Here is a 21,798-nt window from a genome sequence, read left to right on the forward strand (position 1 = left end):
TTCTCAAACCACCACCACACACCCACCAACCAAACCCCCCGAAGGAAGCCGGCCGGCGAGCGGCAGCAAGAGAACAACATACACCACCACCACCAACCACGCAAACCAACCCCACACCACACACCCCCAAAACCCCACAAAACCAACCAAACACCGGCGTGTCGAAAACACACCCAACAACCACACCAGAACACCAACACAACCCAAATACAAACCACAACACACAACCCAAAACACCAAAAACACGGCAACAACTCGGCGAATCACACACGACCAGCCACCAAGCATCGCAGCCAACAGCACGCGCAAGCCACTACGCTCTCAGGCGCGAAACACGTCACCGCCCTTCAATCTCGGGCAACACACCACCGCAGCCCCGATTGTGCAATCTCCGCAACGCAATCATCCCGACTTGATCCCCCACCGCGAGAAACACGATGCGCACCCCAACGCATGGAAATATCGCAAGCACGGCAATACGCCATCATCTCCGAACACACAGGCCAAGAGAGCTGAGTCTTCCGCGCGGCGTCGGCCCCGGCCAAATCCCCGCGAACACCGGGCGCGCTGAGACTTCCGTCACACCGCGCCCGGGAATCTTCTCCAGTACTGCCCCCGCAATCCGCCCAACGCCAAGGCTTCGCCGCGATGCCAATCAGCGACATCAGCACCCCATCAACACCACTGACGTCGCCGCTACACCACTGCTACCGCCGCAGCAATCAATACAGTTCGGTGAAAATCTTCAGCACCCGGTCATAATCCAGCGGTACAAAGTTGTTGCGCATCAGCCGCTCCTGGGTGGTCATCACCCGCTCGGCGAACTGGGGCAAATCCTCACGGGTCACGCCATACTCATGCAACGCTTTCTTGGGCAGCAGCTTGTTGATCAGCTCCTCGAGCCGGTCGTAGACCACGCCGGTATCGCAGCCGAGAATCTTCGCGAGGAAAGCATTCAACGTGGCGATTTCACCATCGGATTTGATTTCCATATAGTTGCGCAGCACACCCGTGAACATGGCATAGTTCGATTCACCATGAGGCACATGGTATTTGCCGCCCAGCTGATAGCTCAGCGCATGTACCGCAGCGCATCCGGCGGTATCGAAGGCAATGCCCGCGAAATCGGAGGCGATCAGGAAATCGTTCATCAGCTCATTGCGCTTCGCCCGCCGTTCAGCGGATCCTGCCTTACCCGCCTCCGTCACTTGCTGATAGCCACCGACGATCATTTCAATCGCCTTATAGCTGAACATCTTCGTGTACGGGGTGGCATTCGGCGACAACGCCGATTCGACCGAATGCACGAGCGCATCCATCGAACTCGTGGCGAACACATGGTCAGGCAGACCTGTGAGCAGTTCCGGAATCAACACGGCATCATCCGCATACATCTCAGGACCGGCGATACCAGCCTTGCAACCCAGACGCGTGCGATTCACGGCGGCGATCTCCGTGACTTCGCTGCCCGTACCGCAAGTGGTCGGCACGAGCACCAGACGCACCTTGCGATGATGATCAGCCAAATGGTCGATGACGTCGTCGATACCGTCACCGCCTGCCACGGCAACGATTTTCGACATATCCATCACGGCGCCGCCGCCAACGGCGATGATACGCGAATACTCGAATTGGGACGCGTCTGCGATAAGCGCGTCAATCATCTCATCAGTGGGCTCCTGGCTGCCGTACTTGTCGACAGTGAGCACGGCAGCACCGTTGGTCAGTCCCTTGAACAAGCCGTCGCGCATCACGTCCATCGTGATGAGCAGGTCGCCCAGGCCGAGTCCGAAACCCTCGGCGAATGCCGCGACAGTGGGGAACCCGTGAATCACCGGACCAACGGTAAGCTGCTTCATACATGCCTTCTTTCAACGGCCGCCTGCACACGAGCATCAGGCGGATGCGATATGTGGCATTATCGTGCTGGACATTACCGCTGATGTGTCTGGCATGTTTCGTCCACATGTCGGCAGTCAACATTCATCCGCTTGTGTTGAATTCATGTTGAATTCATGGAGCACCGCCGGAACCGGTGATATGGGCAGATCCACGATGCGCGCCGGCAGGCATGTCACATGCGGACCGAGGCATGCGGTATGGTAGGTTCACGCGCATGCGGGCGAACCAGTTGACCCGCAATCAATACGGAGGATGTCATGGCACTGACCAAGAAACAAGTCAAACAACTGAGAGCGATGGCCAACCAGCTCAACCCGCTGCTGTGGATCGGCAAGAACGATGTCACCGACGCCTCAATCAAGCAGGCAGATGAGACGATCGACAAGCATGAACTCATCAAATGCGCGGTCCAGGACGGTTCAGGTCTGACGGCTCGCGAAGCGGCAGATCAGCTCGCCCAACAGCTCGGAGCTGACGTCGTGCAGGTGATCGGCAACCGTTTCGTGCTGTACCGCGAATCACGCCGGGACGACGTGAAGAAAATCGTGCTGGTGCGCGAGTAGGCGTTCCCGCCCTGCATCACGTCAATCAATCATCAATTCAACCAACCTCAATCAATCTGCCGGAGACGTTGCATCCGACGACGTGTGCGGCGTCCCAGGAGCGGATTGCGGTGAGCCCCCATGGTGTTCCTGCGATGCCTCCTGCTTGGATTGCGCAGGAAGCCCGGGTTCCGTTGATGCCGGACGCGGGTCGGTTCCATGGAGCATCGGCTTGATTCGTGCCATGCTTTCCTTCACTTGGCGCTCATAGCCGCGATCGTTGGGATGGTAATATTCACGACCGACCAGTTCATCGGGCATATATTGCTGCGGCGCCACCGCCCCCGGGTAGTCATGGGCATACTTGTAGCCTTCATGATTGCCCCAGCTTTTCATCAGTTTCGTCGGCGCATTGCGCAAATACAGCGGAACTTGACCGATATGCCCGGCATCGATATCCGCGAGCGCCTCGTTGATGGCATTGTAACTGGCATTGGATTTCGGCGCGGTGGCCACGGCGATAGTCGCTTCGGCGAGAATGATCCGGGCTTCCGGCATACCGATCATGGCGACCGCTTGCGCGGCGGCGACCGTGACTTGAAGGATTTGCGGGGCGGCCATGCCGACTTCCTCTGCGGCGGCGATCATAATGCGCCGGGCTATGAATCTCGGATCCTCGCCAGCCCTGAGCATCTGGGCGAGATAGTGGATGGCGGCATCCGGATCAGAACCGCGCATGGATTTGATGAACGCGGAGATGACATCGTAATGGTCGTCACCGTGCTTGTCATAGCGCACAGTCGCCACATCCATGACGCTGCCGACAACATCCGAAGTAATCATGGGAGGCTTGGCCTCGTCGGCATCACCGCGATGGATTGACTTGTCCGAGCGGTTCCGGCCTTTCTCGCCGGTGACTGCGCCAGCAGCCGCCTCAAGGATAGTCAAGGTTTTGCGCCCGTCTCCCCCACCCATACGGATGATCTCATCGCGGGCGTCATCGTCAATGGCGACGGTGCCTTCCAATCCGCGCGGGCTGGCAATCGCCCGGTCGATAAGCGTGCCGAGATCGGCATCGTCCAAGGATTCGAGTTTGACGACAACCGAACGGCTGAGCAACGGTTTGATAATCGAAAAGCTCGGATTTTCCGTGGTCGCGCCAATGAAGGTGACATCGCGGTTCTCAACGCTGGGCAGCAGGGCGTCCTGCTGCGATTTCGAGAACCGGTGGACTTCGTCGATAAACAGCACGGTTTCCTTGTGGGAAGCGACCAGCCGTTCATGGGCGCGTTCAAGGACGGCACGGACATCTTTCACGCCCGAAGTGACCGCCGACAATTCCTCAAACGCACGGCCGGACTGCCTCGCCACGATATAGGCGAGTGTGGTCTTGCCCACGCCGGGAGGGCCGAACAGGATGATCGAACTCGGGGCAGTCAGCGAGCCTTGCGACTGCGGGTCGGCAAGCCGACGCAATGGCGAGCCGGCCCCCAGCACATGCTCCTGCCCCACCACCTCATCGAGGTGTTCAGGGCGCATACGCACGGCAAGCGGACGCAACACGTCATCAGGCGCGGCGGCTGCGGCGAACAAATCATCGGTCATGCTTACACCCTACACCAATTCGAACAAGCGTTCGACTACCGCGATGCGCAACCACCGCCCGGTCAGTCCTCAATCTGGCCGTCGGAGCCGATCGGGCCGACATGGTAGTCGACAAACACCGTTTCACCGGTTTCCTGCGTGGCATCAAGATCAACCGTGCCGCCGATCGCCCAGTCATGGTCGCCATCGGAATCATCGATGATCTGCCTGACCCGCCATGTATGCTCTTTGCGCTCATTCGCATCATCGACGATGAACAGCTCCGGTGATCGTGCAGCTGCATCGATACCGACATACTCATGCTCATCGTAATAGTCTTCGAGTGCGTCCTCCCATTCATGCACGCCGTACCCCCAATCATGGTCGAGGTCACCGAGATCCTCAGGACGGTCGAGATCCATGAGCTGGATGCGGCGGAACATCGCGTTACGGATAAGCACAGTGAGCCCACGACGGTCGGCGACCACAGCGTCACGGCTTGTGGGCGCGGTCGCGTCAAGCGCTGATTCGGCATCCGTTCCGGCATGCTCCCATTCGTCCACGAGACTGGAATCAACAGATCGGACGACAAGCCGCAACCAAGAGATGACGTCACGCAACTGGTCATCAAGCATGTCCTGCGGAACGGTACGAGCGAGCGAACGGTAGGCGTCCGACAGATAGCGCAACAACGTGCCTTCACAGCGCGCGATATTGTAGCGGGCGATATACCCGTTGAAATCGGATGCCGTTTCGACCATGTCGCGCAACACCGATTTCGGGCTCAGCATATAGTCGCCCGCCCATGGCACCGATTGGCGGTATGTGTCGAACGCCTGGTCCAGCAGATCCTCAAGCGGCTTGGGATAGGCGATCTCCTGGAGACGCTCCATGCGTTCGTCATAGTCGATGTCGTCGGCTTTCATCTCCTGCATCGCCTTGTCTCTGGCTTGCCGTTGCTGTGCTTTGAGCACCGGCATCGGATCGTCGAGCGTCGCTTCGACCATCGAGATGACATCAAGCGCATAGGTGGGCGAATCCGGGTCGAGCAAGTCGAGCGCGGCGACAAGGAACGGGGACAACGGCTGATCGAGCGCGAAATCATCGGGCATATCGACATCAAGCACATAATCCGTGGTGTCGTCGTCGCGCGGGACGGCTTCGATGAAATGCTCGTCAAGCATCGTGCGGAAAATGTCATCCGCCAACTGGTGCAGATGCGCTTTCTGCTCATCGGTTTGCGCGGAATCATCGATAAGCTTGTCGACACGGGCGCGGGCGTCACCGCCTTGCGCGACCTCGTTAAGCACCATCGAATGGGTGATCTTCAAATGCGGGACCAACGTCTCCGGAGCCGCTTCGATGAGCTTGTCGAAGGTGTGCTCGTTCCACGTGACAAAACCCTCCGGCGGCTTCTTGCGCTTGACTTTTTTGAGTTTCTTCGGATCGTTGCCTGCCTTGGCCAATTGATGCGCGTTCTCAATCTCGTATTCAGGGGCTTCGGCGACCACCAGCCCTTCCGTGTCAAACCCCATGCGACCGGCACGGCCGGCGATCTGGTGGAATTCGCGGGCACGCAGACGACGGGTTTTGACCCCGTCGAATTTCGTCAGCGCGGTGAGCACCACGGAATGAATCGGCACATTGATGCCGACGCCCAAGGTGTCCGTACCGCAAATCACAGGGAGCAGGCCTTGCTGGGCAAGCTGTTCGACCAATCGACGGTATCGCGGCAACATGCCGGCATGATGCACGCCGACGCCGGTACGCAGCAGACGTTGCAGAATCTTGCCGAACGCCGTGGTGAACTTCGTGCCTTTCATCGCCTCGGCAATGGCCTGACGCTGCTGCTTGGTGGACACGCTGCTGTTGGCGAGCGCCTGCGCGGTGGCCAACGCGGCGTCCTGTGAGAAGTGGACGATGTAAATCGGGGTGTCGCCGTTGCCGACCAGCAGTTCGATGGTCGAAGGCAACGGTTTGTCGGTGTATTTGTAGGTCAGCGGGACCGGGCGCGGCGCGTCGGCGATGATGTCGACATCCGTGTCGGTAGCGTCCTCAAGCCGGTCGGCGATCGCATCGACGTTGCCGAGGGTCGCGCTCATGAGCAGGAACTGCGTGTGGGGCAGCGTGATCAGCGGGACCTGCCATGCCCAGCCGCGCTCGGCGTCACCGTAGTAGTGGAATTCGTCCATCGCCACACAGCCGATGTCAGCCTGGTCACCTTCCCTCAACGCCTGATTCGCAAGGATTTCCGCGGTGCAGCAGATAATCGGCGCGTCGGCGTTGATATGCGTGTCTCCGGTGATCATACCGACATTGTCTCGTCCGAATACCTCGACCAAATCGAAGAACTTCTCAGAGACCAAAGCTTTGATCGGCGCGGTGTAGTACGAACGGCGACCGGTGCATAGCGCGGCGAAATGCATGCCGAGCGCGACCAGCGACTTGCCGGAGCCGGTCGGGGTGTTGAGGATGACATGGTCGCCCGAGAGCAGATCCATGATGGCTTCTTCCTGGTGAGGCCATGGGGTGATGCCCTTGGTGTCCTCGACCCAGCCGAAGAAGCGATCGAATATCGCGTCGGCGTCAAGATTGCGCCGCTCGCCCTCATGCGGGGCCAATACCCCGAGCGATCCGTATCCGTTCGTCCTGTCAGCTTCCAGCTGTTGCTCGTCCTGCGTCATACCCCTGAGTCTAACGCGTGCCGTGCCTTGCGGGCGTGAGTGCAGCGCAAGCTCGGCGCGCAAGAGGGCTATATGCGATGTGATGCTCTGCTTCGTGCGATCGGAGAATCACATCAGAGGCGAATAGCGGATGACGACCCGCGGGACAAGCGGGCATCGCGACGACATGCTACTAGAGAGTCGCACGGCGGGCGGGATACCACAGGAACCGGCAAACGGACAGAAGGCGTCCAGTTGCCATGCCACCAGACAGTCACACGACAGCCAGGTTACTGGGGATGGCAACTGGGATGGCGACCACGGCGACAGATGCCAACACCCCGAGCGGCCGCGCCGGCGTCTACTCCTCGTCCAGCCGACGGCGCATCGCGTCGGCATCGCAGTTCAGCGGAGGCCAGCTCAGTCCCATGTCGCGCAGCGATGTGCGCAGCAGTTCGCTGACCACCGCCCGGGAATACCAGCGGTTGTCCGCAGGGATCAGATACCACGGCGCCTCCGGGGTGCTGGTCTTCTCGAACACTTCCTGCCACGCGTCCATATACTCGTCCCACCGGGCACGCGCGTCCAAGTCACTGACATCGAACTTCCAATGCTTGGTCGGATCGCTCAACCGCGTGAGGAAATGCTCCTTCTGCTTGTCCTTGGTGATCACCAGGAAAATCTTGATGATCGTGCAGCCGCTGTCCACGAGCTCATGTTCGAACTCGTTGACCTGGTCGTACCGCGCCCGCCACACAGCCTCCGGGAACGTGCCGTAGATATGCGGCATGACGATGTCTTCATAATGGGAACGGTCGAACAGCGAAATCCAGCCCGGTTTCGGCAATTCCCGACGCACTCGCCACAGATAATCGTGAGCTTGCTCCTCTGTGGTGGGGGCGCCGAAGCCGTGATAATGAATGCCCATCGGGTCGGTTTGACTGAAGACATGGCGGACGATGCCACCCTTGCCGGAGGCATCCATACCTTGCAACACGATGAGCATGCGCCTTGGGGACCCCTTCGTCCCGTTCGCATACAGCAATTGCTGATACCGTGCGATTTCTCCGGAACTGATGGCGATGAAACGCTCGCCCTGCGCCTTGTTGCCAGGGAATCCCGGGGTCGCGCCGCCATCGACATCGGTCAGTCGATCCCCCGGATGGAATCGCAGCAGCTGCGCCGGCGGCTCGTTCCACACCGAACTGAGCAGTTTGGACGACGCGTCGGCACGTTCGAGGCGATGCTCGATATCATCGTCATGCCGTTTCTCCAGGATTTCCATCCCATGTTCGGCTTTGCGCAGCGCTTTGCCGATCTGCTTGGCTTCGGACTTCTTCTTGTCTTTGCGGTCGTTCCTGTTGGCGCGCTCATCCGCGTGTGGCGTTGTGTCCGTCATCGTATGCCTCCTGATGCATGTGAAAGCAGGCATACCGACGATATGCCGCGCTTATGCGCGAGGTTTGCCGAGCCCTTCGATGACACGCACACCGGGAAGGTATGCGAACAGTGCGCCGTTGACGACCAGTTTCGAAGGACGTATGCCACTTCCTATGAACAGTGTAGGCGTTTCCAGAATGCGCGCGTCGACCAACACGGGCCATGCCGGCGGCAAACCGATCGGCGACATGCCTCCGGATTCCATGCCGGTCGCGGCTGTGGCATCGGCGACCGGAGCGAATGAGACTTTGCTGACTTGCAGGGTGTGTTTGACCAGACCGTTGAGATCCGCCCGGGTGTCGCCATTGACCAGTGCCGCGGCGAACTGCGGGGGCGCTTTGCGCGTCTTATGGGTGTGGACGATGACGACATTGCCCGCTTGTGCAAGATCGAGGCCATGCCTCGGGCAGAAGATATCCGTGTCCGATTCCTCGTCGAGATTCTCACTGACGCCAAGAATCTGGTCGGGATTGATGATGCCTTCCGAAGTGAACCGTGTCAGTGCGTCAACAACAGGCTGGGCGAGCAGCTTGCTGCCGTGCCAGTCGTGGAGTTCCAGATCACCGGTCGTCGTCGTGAAATCAGCCATACGTCCTCGCTTCCGTCTGCACCCTGTTCCGGGCGATTGTGGTTGTGAGCATAGCGCCGGAATATGGCGGGAAACGCCTGTGAGAGCGCTCGACGTATACGAGTTGGTTATGACCGGTGTTCACGACCGGGAAAACCGCGGCACGCCCCTGTGGGCGACGTACGACAATCAAAGGACAGCCGGACAAGCGCAACACGACATTGGTCCGGACGAGGGAATGGTTCTCCGTCGCCCGGACCAATGTCGGTATGTCATCACGCTTGCCAAGCCCTACCGGGCGTCAGCTGAGGTCCTTGTGCCCATCATGATGCTCATCATGGTTCCCGCTGTCATGGCGCTCCCCGTCAGCACGCTTTTTTCGCGTGCCGGGGACGCCGGGAAGCGGGACTTCGAGATGATGGCGCTGTTCGGGCACATCCGGGTGTTTCTCGTCATACCCTTGCATGTACCGGGTTTTCTGCCATTCATGGATGGACGCGTTCGACCCGCGGTGATGCTCATGATAGGTTCGCGGCGCGCCGCCTCGCGGCAGTTCGTCCGATTCCTTCGCAACCGCGATCTGATTGACATTGGACGGGTCCATGATGGCAATCGGGGCAACCGCCTCCGGTTCGGCTGGCGCCGCGGTGTGACGTTGCATTCGCGAAGGCAGCCATTCAGCCAGTCGGGACAACAGCCAGCACAGCACGAAGTAGATGACCGCGGCGACCACGAGCGTCTGCAGGATATTGAAGTACATCGAACCGAGACGACGGGATTCCTGGAGCAAATCCGTGTACATGATGATCGAGCCGAGTGCGGTGTCCTTGAGGACGACGACCAGCTGGGTGACCGCCGCAGGCAGCATCGCGTAAATGGCTTGCGGGACTTCGACTTGCATCAGGGATTGAGTGCGGGTCAGACCGAGGGCGAGCGCCGCCTCATGCTGGCCGTTCGGCAGGTTGCCGACACCGGAGCGCACAAGTTCGGCGACCACGGAGCCGTTATAGAGTACCAGGCCGAGAACGACCGACCAGTACGCCGGATCCTCCATGCCCATGAAGGCGAACAGACGCCAGAAGAAAATCATCATCATGAGCACCGGCACGGCACGGCAGAATTCGACGATCACCGCGGAGACCCAACGCACTGGTGCCGCCGGCAGCAAACGTCCGACGCCGAAGAGAATGCCGAATGCCACGGAACCGATCACCGCGACGAACGCCGCCTTGACGGTCATCCACAAACCCGGCAGATAGAAGTCGGTCCACGCTTCTGCGTCGAGCGCAGGTTTCCACAAATCCCATGCAAGCTGGTTTTCACCCTCGGGCGGGTTGTGCAGCCGCATGAGGATGAGAACGAGGACGATGGCGAAGATGACGATCGCCACCGCGTTGGCGATGCGGATGCGTTGGCGGCCGCGCGGGCCGGGCGCGTCGAACAGTACCGAAGTGTCAGTGTCGTTGTTGGTTGTCGCTTTCGCCATGACGGTCACCTCCGTACCGCAAGCTTGTTGGACAGATACGTGGTCAGCGCGCCGAACGGAATGATCAGGATCACATAGCCGAATGCGAAGGTCAGGAAGATCGGCACGATCAGATCCGCGTGATATTCGATCATTTCGCTCATCATGGTCGATGTTTCGGTCGCCACCGATGCCGCCGCAGCGACGGTGGAGTTCTTGAGCAGCGCGATGAACGTGTTGCCCAGTGGCGCGACCGATCCGCGAATGGCCTGCGGCAGGATGACCTGCGTGGCGGCCTGCCAGAAGTTCAAGCCCAACGCGCGCGCGGCTTCGGCTTGCCCGATCGGCACGGTGTTGATGCCCGAACGCAATGACTCGCATACGAACGCCGCCGTGTACAGGGACAGACCGGTGATGGCGAGCCAGAAGAAGTTCGTTGCGAAAGTCGTGGAGAAGCTGAGCTTGAGCTGGGCATACACGCCAAGCACCATGAACACCATGATGATCGTCAACGGCATGTTCTTGAACAACTCCACATACCCTCTGGCGATTCGACGCAACGATGAAATCGGTGAAATCCGCATGAGCAGCAGCATCACACCGAGAATCGTGGAGAACAACGCCGACCACAAGGTCAGCTCGATGTTCACCAGGAAAGCCCCCGGAATGTCATATTGGCTGAACAATTGTGCGAACGCGTTCATTTCTTCTCCCCTTCCGTTGGCGTCGGCGGGTTGTATTTCGCATTCGGCGTGTACGCGACACCCTTCGTATTGTCGTCGATCGCGCGCTTCCAAGAACCGTCCTGGATCATTTCCGTGATGGCGTTGTTGATTTGCGCCGCGAGTTTCGTATTGCCTTTCTTGATGCCCACGCCATACTTCTCGACCGTGAACGGCTTGCCCACAACCCGCAGCCTTCCGCGAGAAGCCGAAGCCAGACCCGCCAAAATGATGTCGTCGGTGGTGACCGCATCGACGATACCGGACAGCAAGGCGGTCGCGCATTCGGCATACCCGGGCTGCTCCATAAGCTGCACCTTGCTGGCGAACTGCTCCTTGACCGTGACCGCGGACGTCGAGCCGGTCACCGAGCACAACCGCTTGCCGTTGAGATCCTGCGGCCCGTTGATGCTCGTCTCGCCCTTGCGCACCAGTAAGTCCTGCCCGGCGACGAAATACGGGCCGGCGAAGGAGACCACACGCTTGCGGTCATCGGTGATGGAATACGTGGCGAGGATCATGTCGACATCGCCATTCTGCAGCATCGCCTCACGCTGTTTGGACGGGGCTTCCTTCCAGATGATCTGGTCTTCGGAATATCCCAAGCTCTTGGCGATGTATTTGGCGACATCGACATCGAAGCCGACATACGTGCCGGACTTTTTGAAGCCCAAACCAGGCTGGTCGAATTTGATGCCGATGCGGATCTTGCCCGCTTCGTCGTCAGCCCCGCAGGCGCTGACGGACAATACACACGCAAGCGCGCACACCACCGCGCAAGCAGTGCGTATGAGACGACCGGCCGTACTGCTCAATCTCTTGTTCATAACGCTCTTTTCTGATCAAACCCGGGTGCCGATTCGGTCTTCGTCAAAAACTCGGGGCACCGGCGGAAGATGCTGACGGTCAGTGGGTGAGGATCTTCGACAGGAAGTCCTTGGCACGGTCAGTCTTGGGATGTTCGAAGAATTCGTCCGGCATACCTGATTCGAGGATCTTGCCGTCCGCCATGAACACGACGCGGTCCGCCACGTTCCGTGCGAATCCCATCTCGTGGGTCACGCAGATCATCGTCATGCCCTCGTGGGCGAGTTCGGTCATCACATCAAGCACCTCGTTGACCATCTCCGGGTCGAGCGCCGATGTCGGCTCGTCGAAGAGCATGACTTTCGGTTTCATCGCGAGAGCGCGGGCGATGGCCACACGCTGCTGTTGGCCGCCGGACAGCTGCGCCGGCATCTTCTCGGCCTGGGAATCCACGCCGACGCGCGCGAGCAGATCCATGGCCAGATTCTCCGCCTCATCCTTGGGCATATGGCGCACTTTGATCGGCGCGAGCGTCACATTCTCGAGAATCGTTTTATTGGCGAACAGGTTGAAGGATTGGAACACCATGCCAACTTCGGCGCGAAGCGCAGCAAGCTCCTTGCCTTCTTGCGGCAACGGCTTGCCGTCAATGCGGATATCGCCCGAATCGATGGTCTCGAGACGGTTGATGGTGCGGCACATCGTGGATTTGCCCGAGCCTGACGGCCCGACGACGACCAGCACCTCCCCCTTGTTGACGGCGAGATTGATGTCCTTGAGCACGTGCAAATGACCGAAATGCTTCTCGACATGGGTCAGCTCGACCAGCGGATGCGTGTCCTGTCCCTGCGAGACGGCGATCTTCGCTGCTTGTTGTTCTTGTTGTTCAGACATGCATGACAGTCTAACCGGTTCGAGCAGACAATGGCGAACCTATCCCGTCATACGCGCACTCGCACGGAAACCGCGGTATCATGCGGCAATATGCATATGCCCTGCTCCGCAGTACATTGCGAAGCAGGGCATATGTTTCTTGGAGGTTAATTTTTCGTGTTCACGGCACGTGCCGATCACACATCCAAGGTCTGCGGATGTTCACATCAACAGACCCCGTAGGCAATCACCCGGATCCGGCTCAGTCCTCGTCTTCTTCGGGATCATAATCGACACCGGTTTCAGCGCGCTGCTCATCCGAAATCGGAGCCGGAGCGCCGGTCAGCGGGTCGCGGCCGCCACCAGCCTTCGGGAAGGCGATGACATCGCGGATGGAATCAGCGCCGGCGAGCAGGGACACGGTACGATCCCAGCCGAGCGCGATACCCGCGTGAGGCGGAGCGCCATACTTGAACGCCTCGAGCAGGAAGCCGAACTTCTCTTCGGCTTCTTCCTTGCCGATGCCCAGCACGTTGAGCACGCGATCCTGGATATCCACGCGGTGGATACGCACGGAACCGCCGCCCATCTCTTCACCGTTGCACACGATGTCATACGAATCGCTCATCGCATGCTCAGGATCCTTGTCGAAGTTGTCGATCCAATCGGCGCTCGGCATGGTGAACGGATGATGCATCGAGGTCCACTTGGAATGGCCGACAGCCACATCATCGTCATCCGGGTCATCGGTCGGCTTGAACAGCGGGAAGTCGACAACCCAGGTGAAGGCGAACTCGTCAGGGTGCAGCAGACCCGCACGACGGGCGAGTTCGACACGCACCGCGCCCAACAGCAGCTGGGAGGATTCGCGAGCGCCAGCGGCGAAGAACACCGCGTCGCCATCCTCAGCGCCGACAGCCTCCTTGAGACCGTTGCGCTCCTGCTCAGACAGGTTCTTGGCGACCGGGCCCTTCAACTCGCCGTCTTCGGTGAACTGCACATAGGCCAAGCCCTTCGCGCCACGCTGACGAGCCCACTCCTGCCATGCATCGAACTGGCGGCGAGGAGTCGAAGCGCCACCCTTGAACAGGACGGCACCGACATACGGCGCCTGGAACACGCGGAACGGCGTGTCCTTGAAATAGTCGGTCAGCTCGATGAGCTGGTTGCCGAAGCGCAGATCAGGCTTGTCGGAACCGTACTTGTCCATCGCATCCTTCCACGAGATGCGCGGAAGCGGAAGCTTGATGTCATAGCCGCGGGTCTTCCAGATCGCCTGGATGACCTTCTCGGCCATCGCGATGACGTCCTCCTGGTCGACATAGCTCATTTCCATATCGAGCTGGGTGAACTCAGGCTGACGGTCCGCGCGGAAGTCCTCGTCACGGTAGCAGCGCGCCAGCTGGTAGTAGCGCTCAACACCGCCGACCATGAGCAGCTGCTTGAGCAGCTGCGGGCTTTGCGGCAGCGCATACCAGGAGCCCGGCACCAAGCGGGCAGGCACAAGGAAGTCGCGGGCGCCTTCAGGAGTGGACTTGATGAAGGTCGGGGTCTCCACCTCAGTGAAGTCCATGTCCTCAAGCGCGTGCCGCGCGGCCTTCGTCATATCGGAACGCAGCTTCAGGTTGCGCTGCATCTGCGGGCGGCGCAAATCGAGATAGCGGTACTTCAGGCGCACGTCCTCGCCCGGAAGCTTGTTCTCGGACTCGTTCTCGAGCGCGGTGGACACCTGGAACGGCAGGGCGTCGGCCTTGGCGAGCACCTTGAGATCCTCGACGACGACCTCGATCTTGCCAGTGGCCAGATGCGTGTTCTCATTGCCGTCCGGGCGCAGGCGGACCTCGCCAGTGACCTGGATGACGAATTCGCTGCGCAGCGGGCGGGCGATCTCCTCGTCGTAGATGACGATCTGCACAAGACCGGTGTTGTCGCGCAGATCGATGAACGCCACGCCGCCGTGGTCGCGGCGACGGTCGACCCAACCGGCGAGCGTGACCTTTTGCCCGACCAGAGCCTCGGTCACTTCCGTGGCATGATGTGTTCTGTAAGCCGTCTGGCTCATGCTTCCTCTATTCTTGTCAAGTCCTCAGAAATCGGCGGAAAACCGGGTTTTCCAAGCATTTCAGTTTATTTACAGGTTGACAGTTTGCCGGGCATACACAGTATCCGGCTCCCACGACTTGGCATCAGCCGGGCATTGATCGCCGGTGATGATGTTCTTCACCTCGTCGCCCTTGGCCTCGCCGTCTTCACTTGCCGCCGCCGGGAACCACACGTACGGGATGCCCAGCTTGTCGGCGTATTTGATCTGTTTGCCGAGCTTCGCCGCGGTCGGGGCGACATCGGCGGCAATGCCACGAGATCGCAGCTGATTGGCGATGGCATTGGCCGCAGGGCGGTCGTCCTCGTTCCACACGGCAACCATCACCGCAGCCGGGGAGATGCGTGAGGCATGCGCGCCCGCGGTATGCAGCATGTAGGAGACCAAGCGAGACAGGCCGATGGACAGGCCGACGCCCGGGTAACGTTTGCTGCCCTGCGATGCGAGATTGTCGTACCGGCCGCCCGAGCAGATGGATCCCAGCGAATCGGCGCCCTCAAGGAACGTCTCGTAGACGGAACCGGTGTAATAATCCAGGCCGCGGGCGATCTTCAAATCAGCGATCACCGAACCTGGGCGGATGCGAGCCGCCTCGTCGACGATCATCGCAAGTGTGTCCAAGCCCTGACGGGCGAGCGCGTAGGCATCGCTGTCGGTCGCGATGCCGTGCTTGGCGCACAACGCGTCGAATTTCACGGCGAGTTCCTTGCCGTCAGCCGCAGTCAGCTCAGCGAGTTCGAGGCAGGCACGTGCCTGGGTCTCATTCGCGCCACAGCCCTCGACCAGCAGACGGGCCACCTCGTCGGCGCCGATCTTGTCCAGCTTGTCGATTTCCCGCAGCACACCTTCGATATCCGTCAGTCCGAGCCCACGATAGAACCCTTCGGACAGCTTGCGGTTATTCGCGTGGACCGTCGCCTTCGGCAGCCCAAACTCACGCAACTGTTCCAACGCGCTGACCATGACCAACGGCAGCTCGACCTCGTAATGCTCAGGCAGATCGCCATTGCCTACCACGTCGATATCTGCCTGCACGAATTCACGGAACCGCCCCTCCTGGGGACGTTCGCCACGCCAGACCTTCTGGATCTGCCAACGCTTGAACGGGAACGCCAAGGTACCGGAATGTTCGACGACATAACGGCTCAGCGGCACGGTCAAGTCGAAGTGCAGACCGAGACGTTCCTCCACCGGCGTGTCGGATTCGTGACCGACTTCCTGCAGACGCGACAGCAGGTAAATCTCCTTGCTGGTCTCGCCCTTCTTCAGCAGACTCGCGCCTGTTTCAACGGCTCTCGTCTCGATACCGATGAACCCGTTGAGCTCGAAAACCTTACGGAGCGTGTCAATGACACGCTGCTCCACAACACGTTCAGAGGGGAGCCACTCTGGAAATCCTGAAATCGATGCGCCTTTAGCCACGATTCTCTATAATAAGTGAAGTTGCGGAAAACATGCGGCACCGTCTCATGCGACCGCAACCCCTCACTACATGAGCTTAAGGAGCTGGCCATGGCCGACGAAAACGTCACCGAACCAAAGAACACCACCGAGAACGCCGGGCAGACGACGAAGACTGCCTCGCAACCGCTCACCGGCGCCAAGCCGTCAGCGGTCCCCTCTCCTGCCAATATCAAGCATCACGCGCCGTCGCCTGCGGCGTTTGCCAAGAAGAAGCCTGCACATCGCAACGCGGCGCCTGCGGCACACGTGGCATATTCGGATGCGGATGTCAAGCAGGCTGAGTCCTTCGGCCGTGTCGATGACAATGGCACCGTGTACGTCAAAGATGCAGAAGGCGAACGTGAGGTCGGCCAGTTCCCCGACGCTTCCAAAGAAGAGGCGCTCGCCCTGTACGCCCGCCGATTCCTTGATCTCAAGGAGAAGCTCGACGTTTTCGCCAACCGGCTGAAGTCCAACACCATCAAGCCCCACGAGATCGACGAATCAGTCAAGCTGTTGGGCGAAGAAACCAAGGAGCCGGCGGTCGTCGGCGATGTCTCCGCACTGCGAGCACAATTCGAACAACTCCAGAAAGACGGCGAAGCGAAGAAGGAAGAACTCGCGAACCGCCGCAAGGAGGCCGTCGCCAAGGCGGTTCAGGAACGCACTGCGATCGTGGAGAAGGCAGAAGCCCTCGCCGCCGGGCTGGGCGACAACACCAACTGGCATTCAACCGCCGACAAGTTCCGTGCGCTGTTCGACGAATGGCAGGCACACCAGCGCAATTCCGTACGCATTGACCGTGCCGACGCCGACGCGCTGTGGAAGCGTTTCTCCGCTGCACGCACGACGTTCAACCAGCAGCGCCGCAAGTGGGCGCAGGCCCGCGACAACGAACGCGCGCACGCCAAGGCGGAGAAGGAAGCGATTATCGCCGAAGCCAACGAGATCAAGGATTCCACTGAGTGGGCGGAGACTTCTCGCAAGTTCAACGAGCTGATGGATCGTTGGAAGAAAGCCGGGCGCGCGGGACGCAACGATGACGATGCCCTGTGGGCGAAGTTCCGTGAGGCGGCAGATACCTTCTTCAACGCTCGTCAGGCCGATCGCGACCAGATTGACTCCTCCGAGAAAGAGAATCTCGCGAAGAAGGAGGAACTGCTGAAGAAGGCGGAAGCGCTTGTGCCGGTCGCCGACGCGAAAGCCGCGAAGCAGGCGCGTCAGAAGCTCGCGGAAATCCAAGGCGAATGGGATCAGATCGGCTATGTGCCACGCGAAGACGTGCGTCGCATCGAGGATCGTCTCGACGCTGTCGATCGCCAGATCAAAGCGGTGGAGGATGCCGCCTGGAAGAAGAGCGACCCGGAAGCCGACGCCCGCAAGTCCAGCTTCGAGGAGCAGCTCAACGCACGGCTCAAGGAGCTTGACGACCAAATCGCCGCCGAGTCCGACCCCGACAAGAAGGCCAAGCTCGAAGCCGAGAAGGCGACCAGGGAGCAGTGGCTGAACGCCATCAAGTAGTCGGCCGCAGCCGTACATCGATATGAATCGCCGGGGTCTCGCACATAACGAGGCCCCGGCGATTCATTTGCCAGTCGCTTGAGCAGACCTTCACCCGTATCGCCGGTCTCCGAACGCAGTGAGACGCAGGCGATGAAGGGACGCCGATGCAGAACACTGCACCGCCGGGCATGTACACCACCATAATCATGCTCCCCCGCCCCTTCAGATGGCTTGTGTTGCTTGGCTCCTCGGAGTATTCGCAGAACATCGAGGACAGTGCCGTGAATGATCTGGATTGCGGCATCTCACACGCATGTCCCACGTGCCCTGATCAGGGAAAACAGCCCTGCGTCAATCAGAAAAGCCGAAGGGGTGACCCTGCACGATTCGCAGGGCCACCCCTCAACACAGTGGCGGCATAAGCGATGTCAGCCCTTATGACAGCGACGGCATATCCCCGTTGTCTCCGGCATCGCCGGATTGGGCAGGCGCATCCGCTGCAGGCGTTGTGCTGGCGCCGACCAGCGTCGCGTCCTGCTGCCCGGCATCGTCGCCCTCAGTGAATTCCTCACCGGTGAAGGTGAAATCGCCGAGAATGCCTTCACCCTCGCCGTCCACGATCACACGCTGGCCGTCGTGCAACTCGCCCAGCAGGATCTTCTCCGAGATGGCGTCCTCGATGTCACGCTGAATCACACGCCGCAACGGACGTGCGCCCAGCAACGGGTCGAAGCCCTTCTCCGCCAGCAGATCCTTGGCCTTGTCGGTGAGTTCGAGCGACATATGACGGTCGAAGAGCCGATCATTGAGCTGCTTGACATCCAGATCGACGATCTGGCGCACCTGCGGCTCAGTGAGCTGACGGAACACGATGATGTCATCGAGACGGTTGAGGAACTCAGGACGGAACTGTTCCTTGAGTTCGCTGTACACCTGTTCCTTCATGCGGTCATAGCTCGTCTCGGTGTTCGATCCGAGGTTGAAGCCTGTGTTCGCAGCCTTCGCGATATCGCGCGTGCCCAGATTGGTGGTCAGGATGATAATCGTATTCTTGAAGTCCACCTTGCGGCCCTGCCCATCGGTCAGATGACCGTCGTCAAGCACCTGCAACAGCGTGTTGAAGATGTCGGGATGAGCCTTCTCGATTTCGTCGAACAGCACTACGGAGAACGGCTTGCGACGCACCTTCTCGGTGAGCTCGCCACCCTCCTCGTAGCCGACATACCCCGGAGGCGCGCCGAACAGTCTGGATGCCGCGTACTTCTCGGAGAACTCGGACATGTCGACACGAATCAACGCATCCTCGTCGTCAAACAGGAACTCTGCCAGCGTTTTGGCGAGTTCCGTCTTGCCGACGCCGGTAGGACCGGCGAAGATGAAGGAACCCGCCGGACGCTTGGGATCCTTGAGACCGACACGAGTACGACGAATCGACCGGGCGAGGGCGGATACCGCCTCATCTTGGCCGATAATGCGCTTGTGCAGCTCGGATTCCATGTTGAGCAGCTTCTTGGATTCCGCCTGGGTGAGCTTGAAGACCGGGATGCCCGTCGTGCTGGCCACGACCTGCGCGATGACCTCCTCGTTCACTTCCATCTTCACGTTGGATTCGCCTTCACGCCATGAGGATTCCTTCTCCTTGCGCTCGGCTTCCAGCTTCTCTTGGCTGTCGCGCAGTTCCGCCGCCTTCTCGAAGTCCTGCTTCTTGATGGCTTCGTCCTTCTCTGCGGACACTTTGGCGACCTGCGCATCGAGATCCTTGAGCTCGGGCGGCGCGGTCAGACGCTTGATCCGCAGGCGGGCACCCGCCTCATCGATCAGGTCGATCGCCTTGTCCGGAAGATGACGGTCCTGAATGTAGCGCGCGGACAACTCAGCCGCAGCCTGCAACGCACCGTCGGTGATCGTCACATGATGATGGTTCTCATACCGCGAACGCAGACCCTTGAGAATCTCAATGGTTTCTGCGATTGACGGCTCATGGACCTGAATCGGCTGGAAACGGCGTTCCAGCGCCGCGTCCTTCTCGATGTACTTGCGGTATTCCTCGGTCGTCGTCGCGCCGATGGTCTGCAGTTCGCCACGCGCAAGCATCGGTTTGAGCATATCGGAAGCGCCCAAAGCGCCGTCCGCGCTGCCCGCGCCGACAATCGTGTGGATTTCGTCGATGAACAGGACGATGTCACCGCGCGTCTTGATTTCCTTGAGCACTTTCTTGAGGCGTTCCTCAAAATCGCCACGATAGCGCGAACCGGCCACCATGGAGCCCAAATCAAGAGAGTAGACCTGCTTGTCCTTGAGGGTTTCCGGCACATCGCCCGCGACGATCTTCTGCGCGAGCCCCTCGACGACGGCGGTTTTGCCGACGCCCGGCTCGCCGATCAGTACCGGGTTGTTCTTGGTGCGGCGGGACAGGACGACCATGACGCGCTCGATTTCCTCGGAACGGCCGATCACCGGATCCAGCTTGCCCTCGGCGGCTTCAGCCGTCAGATTGCGACCGAACTGGTCGAGAATCGCAGAACCGGTCTGCCCGCGCTTGTCCTGAACGCCGCCGGCATTCGCCAGCTCGCCTTTGTTATCGGTATCCGGGCCGGTTGAATTGCCGCGGATCATATCGATAACCGTGCTGCGCAGCTCACCCAGATCGACATCCATCTTGATGAGCACCTGTGTGCCGACGCCTTCGCCCTCGCGAATCAGGCCGAGCAGGATGTGCTCCGTACCGATGTAGCTGTGCCCCAACTGCAATGCTTCACGCAGACTCAGCTCGAGTACCTGCTTGGCATGCGGGGTGAATGGGATGTGGCCGTTGGGTGACGCATTGCCCTTGCCGATCATCTCCTCAACCTGTTTGCGGGTGTCCTGCAGATTCACGCCCTTGGCGGCGAGCGCCTTTGCGGCGACGCCTTCGCCCTCGCGAATCAGGCCGAGCAGCAGATGTTCGGTGCCGATGTAATTGTGCTGCAGGGAGCGAGCCTCTTCCTGAGCCAACACGATCACGCGCCGTGCACGGTCTGTAAACCGTTCGAACATGCTTGTCCTTCCACTGTTGTTTGTCCACTTCACTTTACAGATTCGCGGTGACGTTTCTTCCCGTATGCGTGGCAATTGCGCTATCAACGCAAACAAGAGGATATGCTTGGCAGTGTAAGCTGCCTCAAGGAGGATGAAATGACGGACAATCTTGGACAGGTCACCGGCCGGCAGGCCGACATCGTCGTCGGCGTGGACGGTTCCGACGAATCGTTCGCCGCGTTGCGCTGGGCCATGAACGAAGCCTCGCTGACCGGCCAGCATGTCAATGCGGTGTTCGGCTGGACCCATTCGTGGGATATGGGTTCACAGCCCGAGACTGAAAGCGCGTGGAAAGATGTACGCGAGCAGATGACCGCCCGGCTGCGTGATTGGGTCGATCAGGCCGGCGCCGACATGGATTTCAATCCTTCGACGCTCAAACTCACCTCGGTCCGCGCCACCGGCACGCATGCACTGCTCGAACTCGGATCGAATGCGCAGCAAATCGTTGTTGGCCGTCGATCGCTCAATCGTGTGGCCCGTTGGTTTCTGGGTTCGCTGTCTGCCTCTCTTGCCGAAGAGGCGAAGGTTCCGGTCACGGTCGTGCGCTTCGCCAGCGATGAGGAGGCGAATGTGCAGGACGCCATTGCCAATTCGCTGACGCCGGGCGATTCGACGGTGCATTACGCACAGCCGCCGGTGGTCGCAGACGCAGGGCGCAAGCCTATCGTGGTGGGGATTGACGGTTCGGTGATTTCCAAGCGCGCCTTGACCTTCGCCGTCGATGAGGCGCGTATCCACCATGCGCCGCTGCATATCCTGTTCTGCTGGCAACTCAAGGATCTGGACACGGTCCCAGGCTATGAGAACGCCGTCGCCCCGATGTCGGTCGATCAGCAACGTGCGCAGCAGCTGCTTGACGACGTCGTCGCCCAAGCTCATATTCCTGATGCGGTGGACGTCCATGCGAACGCGTTCCACATTCCTGCGGCGAAAGGGCTGATCAGCGCTTCGCGATACGCCAGCCATTTGGTGGTCGGGTCGCGCGGGTTAAGCGGGCTCGACGCTCATTTCCTTGGCTCGGTCTCCCGACAGCTGGTCAATTTCGCCGAATGCACGGTGACGGTTGTGCACTGAGCATCTCCACGGTTTCGACTCGCCGCCCCG

The 21,798-nt window shown here is 60.0% G+C and carries 15 protein-coding genes; 3 read left to right on the plus strand and 12 right to left on the minus strand.

Annotated elements, in window-relative coordinates:
- Positions 1-722: 722 nt before the first annotated feature.
- Positions 723-1,859 carry a 4-hydroxybutyrate dehydrogenase gene (locus tag DSM100238_RS01440; RefSeq protein ID WP_152354989.1) on the minus strand — a complete coding sequence of 379 codons (1,137 nt, stop codon included), beginning with the start codon at positions 1,857-1,859 and terminating at the stop codon, positions 723-725.
- 300 nt (positions 1,860-2,159) lie between these two features.
- On the opposite strand from DSM100238_RS01440, the gene DSM100238_RS01445 reads away from it, so the two are divergent.
- Positions 2,160-2,465, plus strand: a complete 306-nt coding sequence (locus tag DSM100238_RS01445) for a YhbY family RNA-binding protein (RefSeq protein ID WP_152354990.1) — start codon at positions 2,160-2,162, stop codon at positions 2,463-2,465.
- A 51-nt stretch (positions 2,466-2,516) separates the two neighbouring features.
- Here the strand turns inward: DSM100238_RS01445 and DSM100238_RS01450 are convergent, their stop codons facing one another.
- From DSM100238_RS01450 to hisS, 10 genes are all read right to left on the minus strand, one after another.
- Entirely contained in the window at positions 2,517-4,049 is a 1,533-nt protein-coding gene (locus DSM100238_RS01450; RefSeq protein ID WP_152354991.1) for a replication-associated recombination protein A, read from the minus strand.
- Positions 4,050-4,111: 62 nt separating this feature from the next.
- Positions 4,112-6,712, minus strand: coding sequence for a DEAD/DEAH box helicase (locus DSM100238_RS01455; RefSeq protein WP_152354992.1), 2,601 nt, complete (start codon positions 6,710-6,712; stop codon positions 4,112-4,114).
- A 340-nt stretch (positions 6,713-7,052) separates the two neighbouring features.
- On the minus strand, positions 7,053-8,090 hold the full coding sequence (locus DSM100238_RS01460; protein WP_152354993.1) for a PPK2 family polyphosphate kinase: 1,038 nt from the start codon (positions 8,088-8,090) through the stop codon (positions 7,053-7,055).
- A 51-nt stretch (positions 8,091-8,141) separates the two neighbouring features.
- A complete protein-coding gene (locus tag DSM100238_RS01465; protein ID WP_152354994.1) occupies positions 8,142-8,720 on the minus strand; it encodes a YbaK/EbsC family protein in 579 nt (192 codons plus the stop codon).
- Between the two features lie 280 nt (positions 8,721-9,000).
- Positions 9,001-10,185, minus strand: coding sequence for an amino acid ABC transporter permease (locus DSM100238_RS01470; protein WP_152354995.1), 1,185 nt, complete (start codon positions 10,183-10,185; stop codon positions 9,001-9,003).
- A gap of 5 nt (positions 10,186-10,190) precedes the next feature.
- Entirely contained in the window at positions 10,191-10,868 is a 678-nt protein-coding gene (locus tag DSM100238_RS01475) for an amino acid ABC transporter permease (protein ID WP_026502166.1), read from the minus strand.
- On the minus strand, positions 10,865-11,713 hold the full coding sequence (locus tag DSM100238_RS01480) for a glutamate ABC transporter substrate-binding protein (RefSeq protein ID WP_167510977.1): 849 nt from the start codon (positions 11,711-11,713) through the stop codon (positions 10,865-10,867). The genes DSM100238_RS01475 and DSM100238_RS01480 overlap by 4 nt, the downstream gene beginning before the upstream one ends.
- Positions 11,714-11,792: 79 nt before the next feature.
- Positions 11,793-12,587 carry an amino acid ABC transporter ATP-binding protein gene (locus DSM100238_RS01485; RefSeq protein ID WP_152354996.1) on the minus strand — a complete coding sequence of 265 codons (795 nt, stop codon included), beginning with the start codon at positions 12,585-12,587 and terminating at the stop codon, positions 11,793-11,795.
- Positions 12,588-12,828: 241 nt separating this feature from the next.
- Complete coding sequence (aspS, locus tag DSM100238_RS01490; protein WP_152354997.1) at positions 12,829-14,628, minus strand: aspartate--tRNA ligase; 1,800 nt, start codon at positions 14,626-14,628, stop codon at positions 12,829-12,831.
- Positions 14,629-14,697: 69 nt separating this feature from the next.
- Positions 14,698-16,089 (minus strand): histidine--tRNA ligase, encoded by a 1,392-nt coding sequence (gene hisS / locus DSM100238_RS01495; RefSeq protein ID WP_152354998.1) that lies wholly within the window; start codon positions 16,087-16,089, stop codon positions 14,698-14,700.
- A gap of 90 nt (positions 16,090-16,179) precedes the next feature.
- Between hisS and DSM100238_RS01500 the strand changes: the two genes are divergently transcribed.
- Positions 16,180-17,631, plus strand: coding sequence for a DUF349 domain-containing protein (locus tag DSM100238_RS01500; protein WP_152354999.1), 1,452 nt, complete (start codon positions 16,180-16,182; stop codon positions 17,629-17,631).
- A gap of 417 nt (positions 17,632-18,048) precedes the next feature.
- On the opposite strand, the gene DSM100238_RS01505 is transcribed toward DSM100238_RS01500, so the two are convergent.
- The gene (locus DSM100238_RS01505; RefSeq protein WP_152355000.1) at positions 18,049-20,649 is read right to left on the minus strand and encodes an ATP-dependent Clp protease ATP-binding subunit; all 2,601 of its coding nucleotides are present in this window, start codon (positions 20,647-20,649) and stop codon (positions 18,049-18,051) included.
- 138 nt (positions 20,650-20,787) lie between these two features.
- Here DSM100238_RS01505 and DSM100238_RS01510 point away from each other — a divergent pair, with 138 nt between their 5' ends.
- Positions 20,788-21,768: a universal stress protein gene (locus DSM100238_RS01510; RefSeq protein ID WP_152355001.1), complete on the plus strand. Its 981-nt coding sequence runs from the start codon at positions 20,788-20,790 to the stop codon at positions 21,766-21,768.
- Positions 21,769-21,798: the final 30 nt, after the last annotated feature.

Origin of the sequence: Bifidobacterium apri, assembly GCF_009299485.1 — a bacterium.
Taxonomy (GTDB): Bacteria; Actinomycetota; Actinomycetes; order Actinomycetales; family Bifidobacteriaceae; genus Bifidobacterium; species Bifidobacterium apri.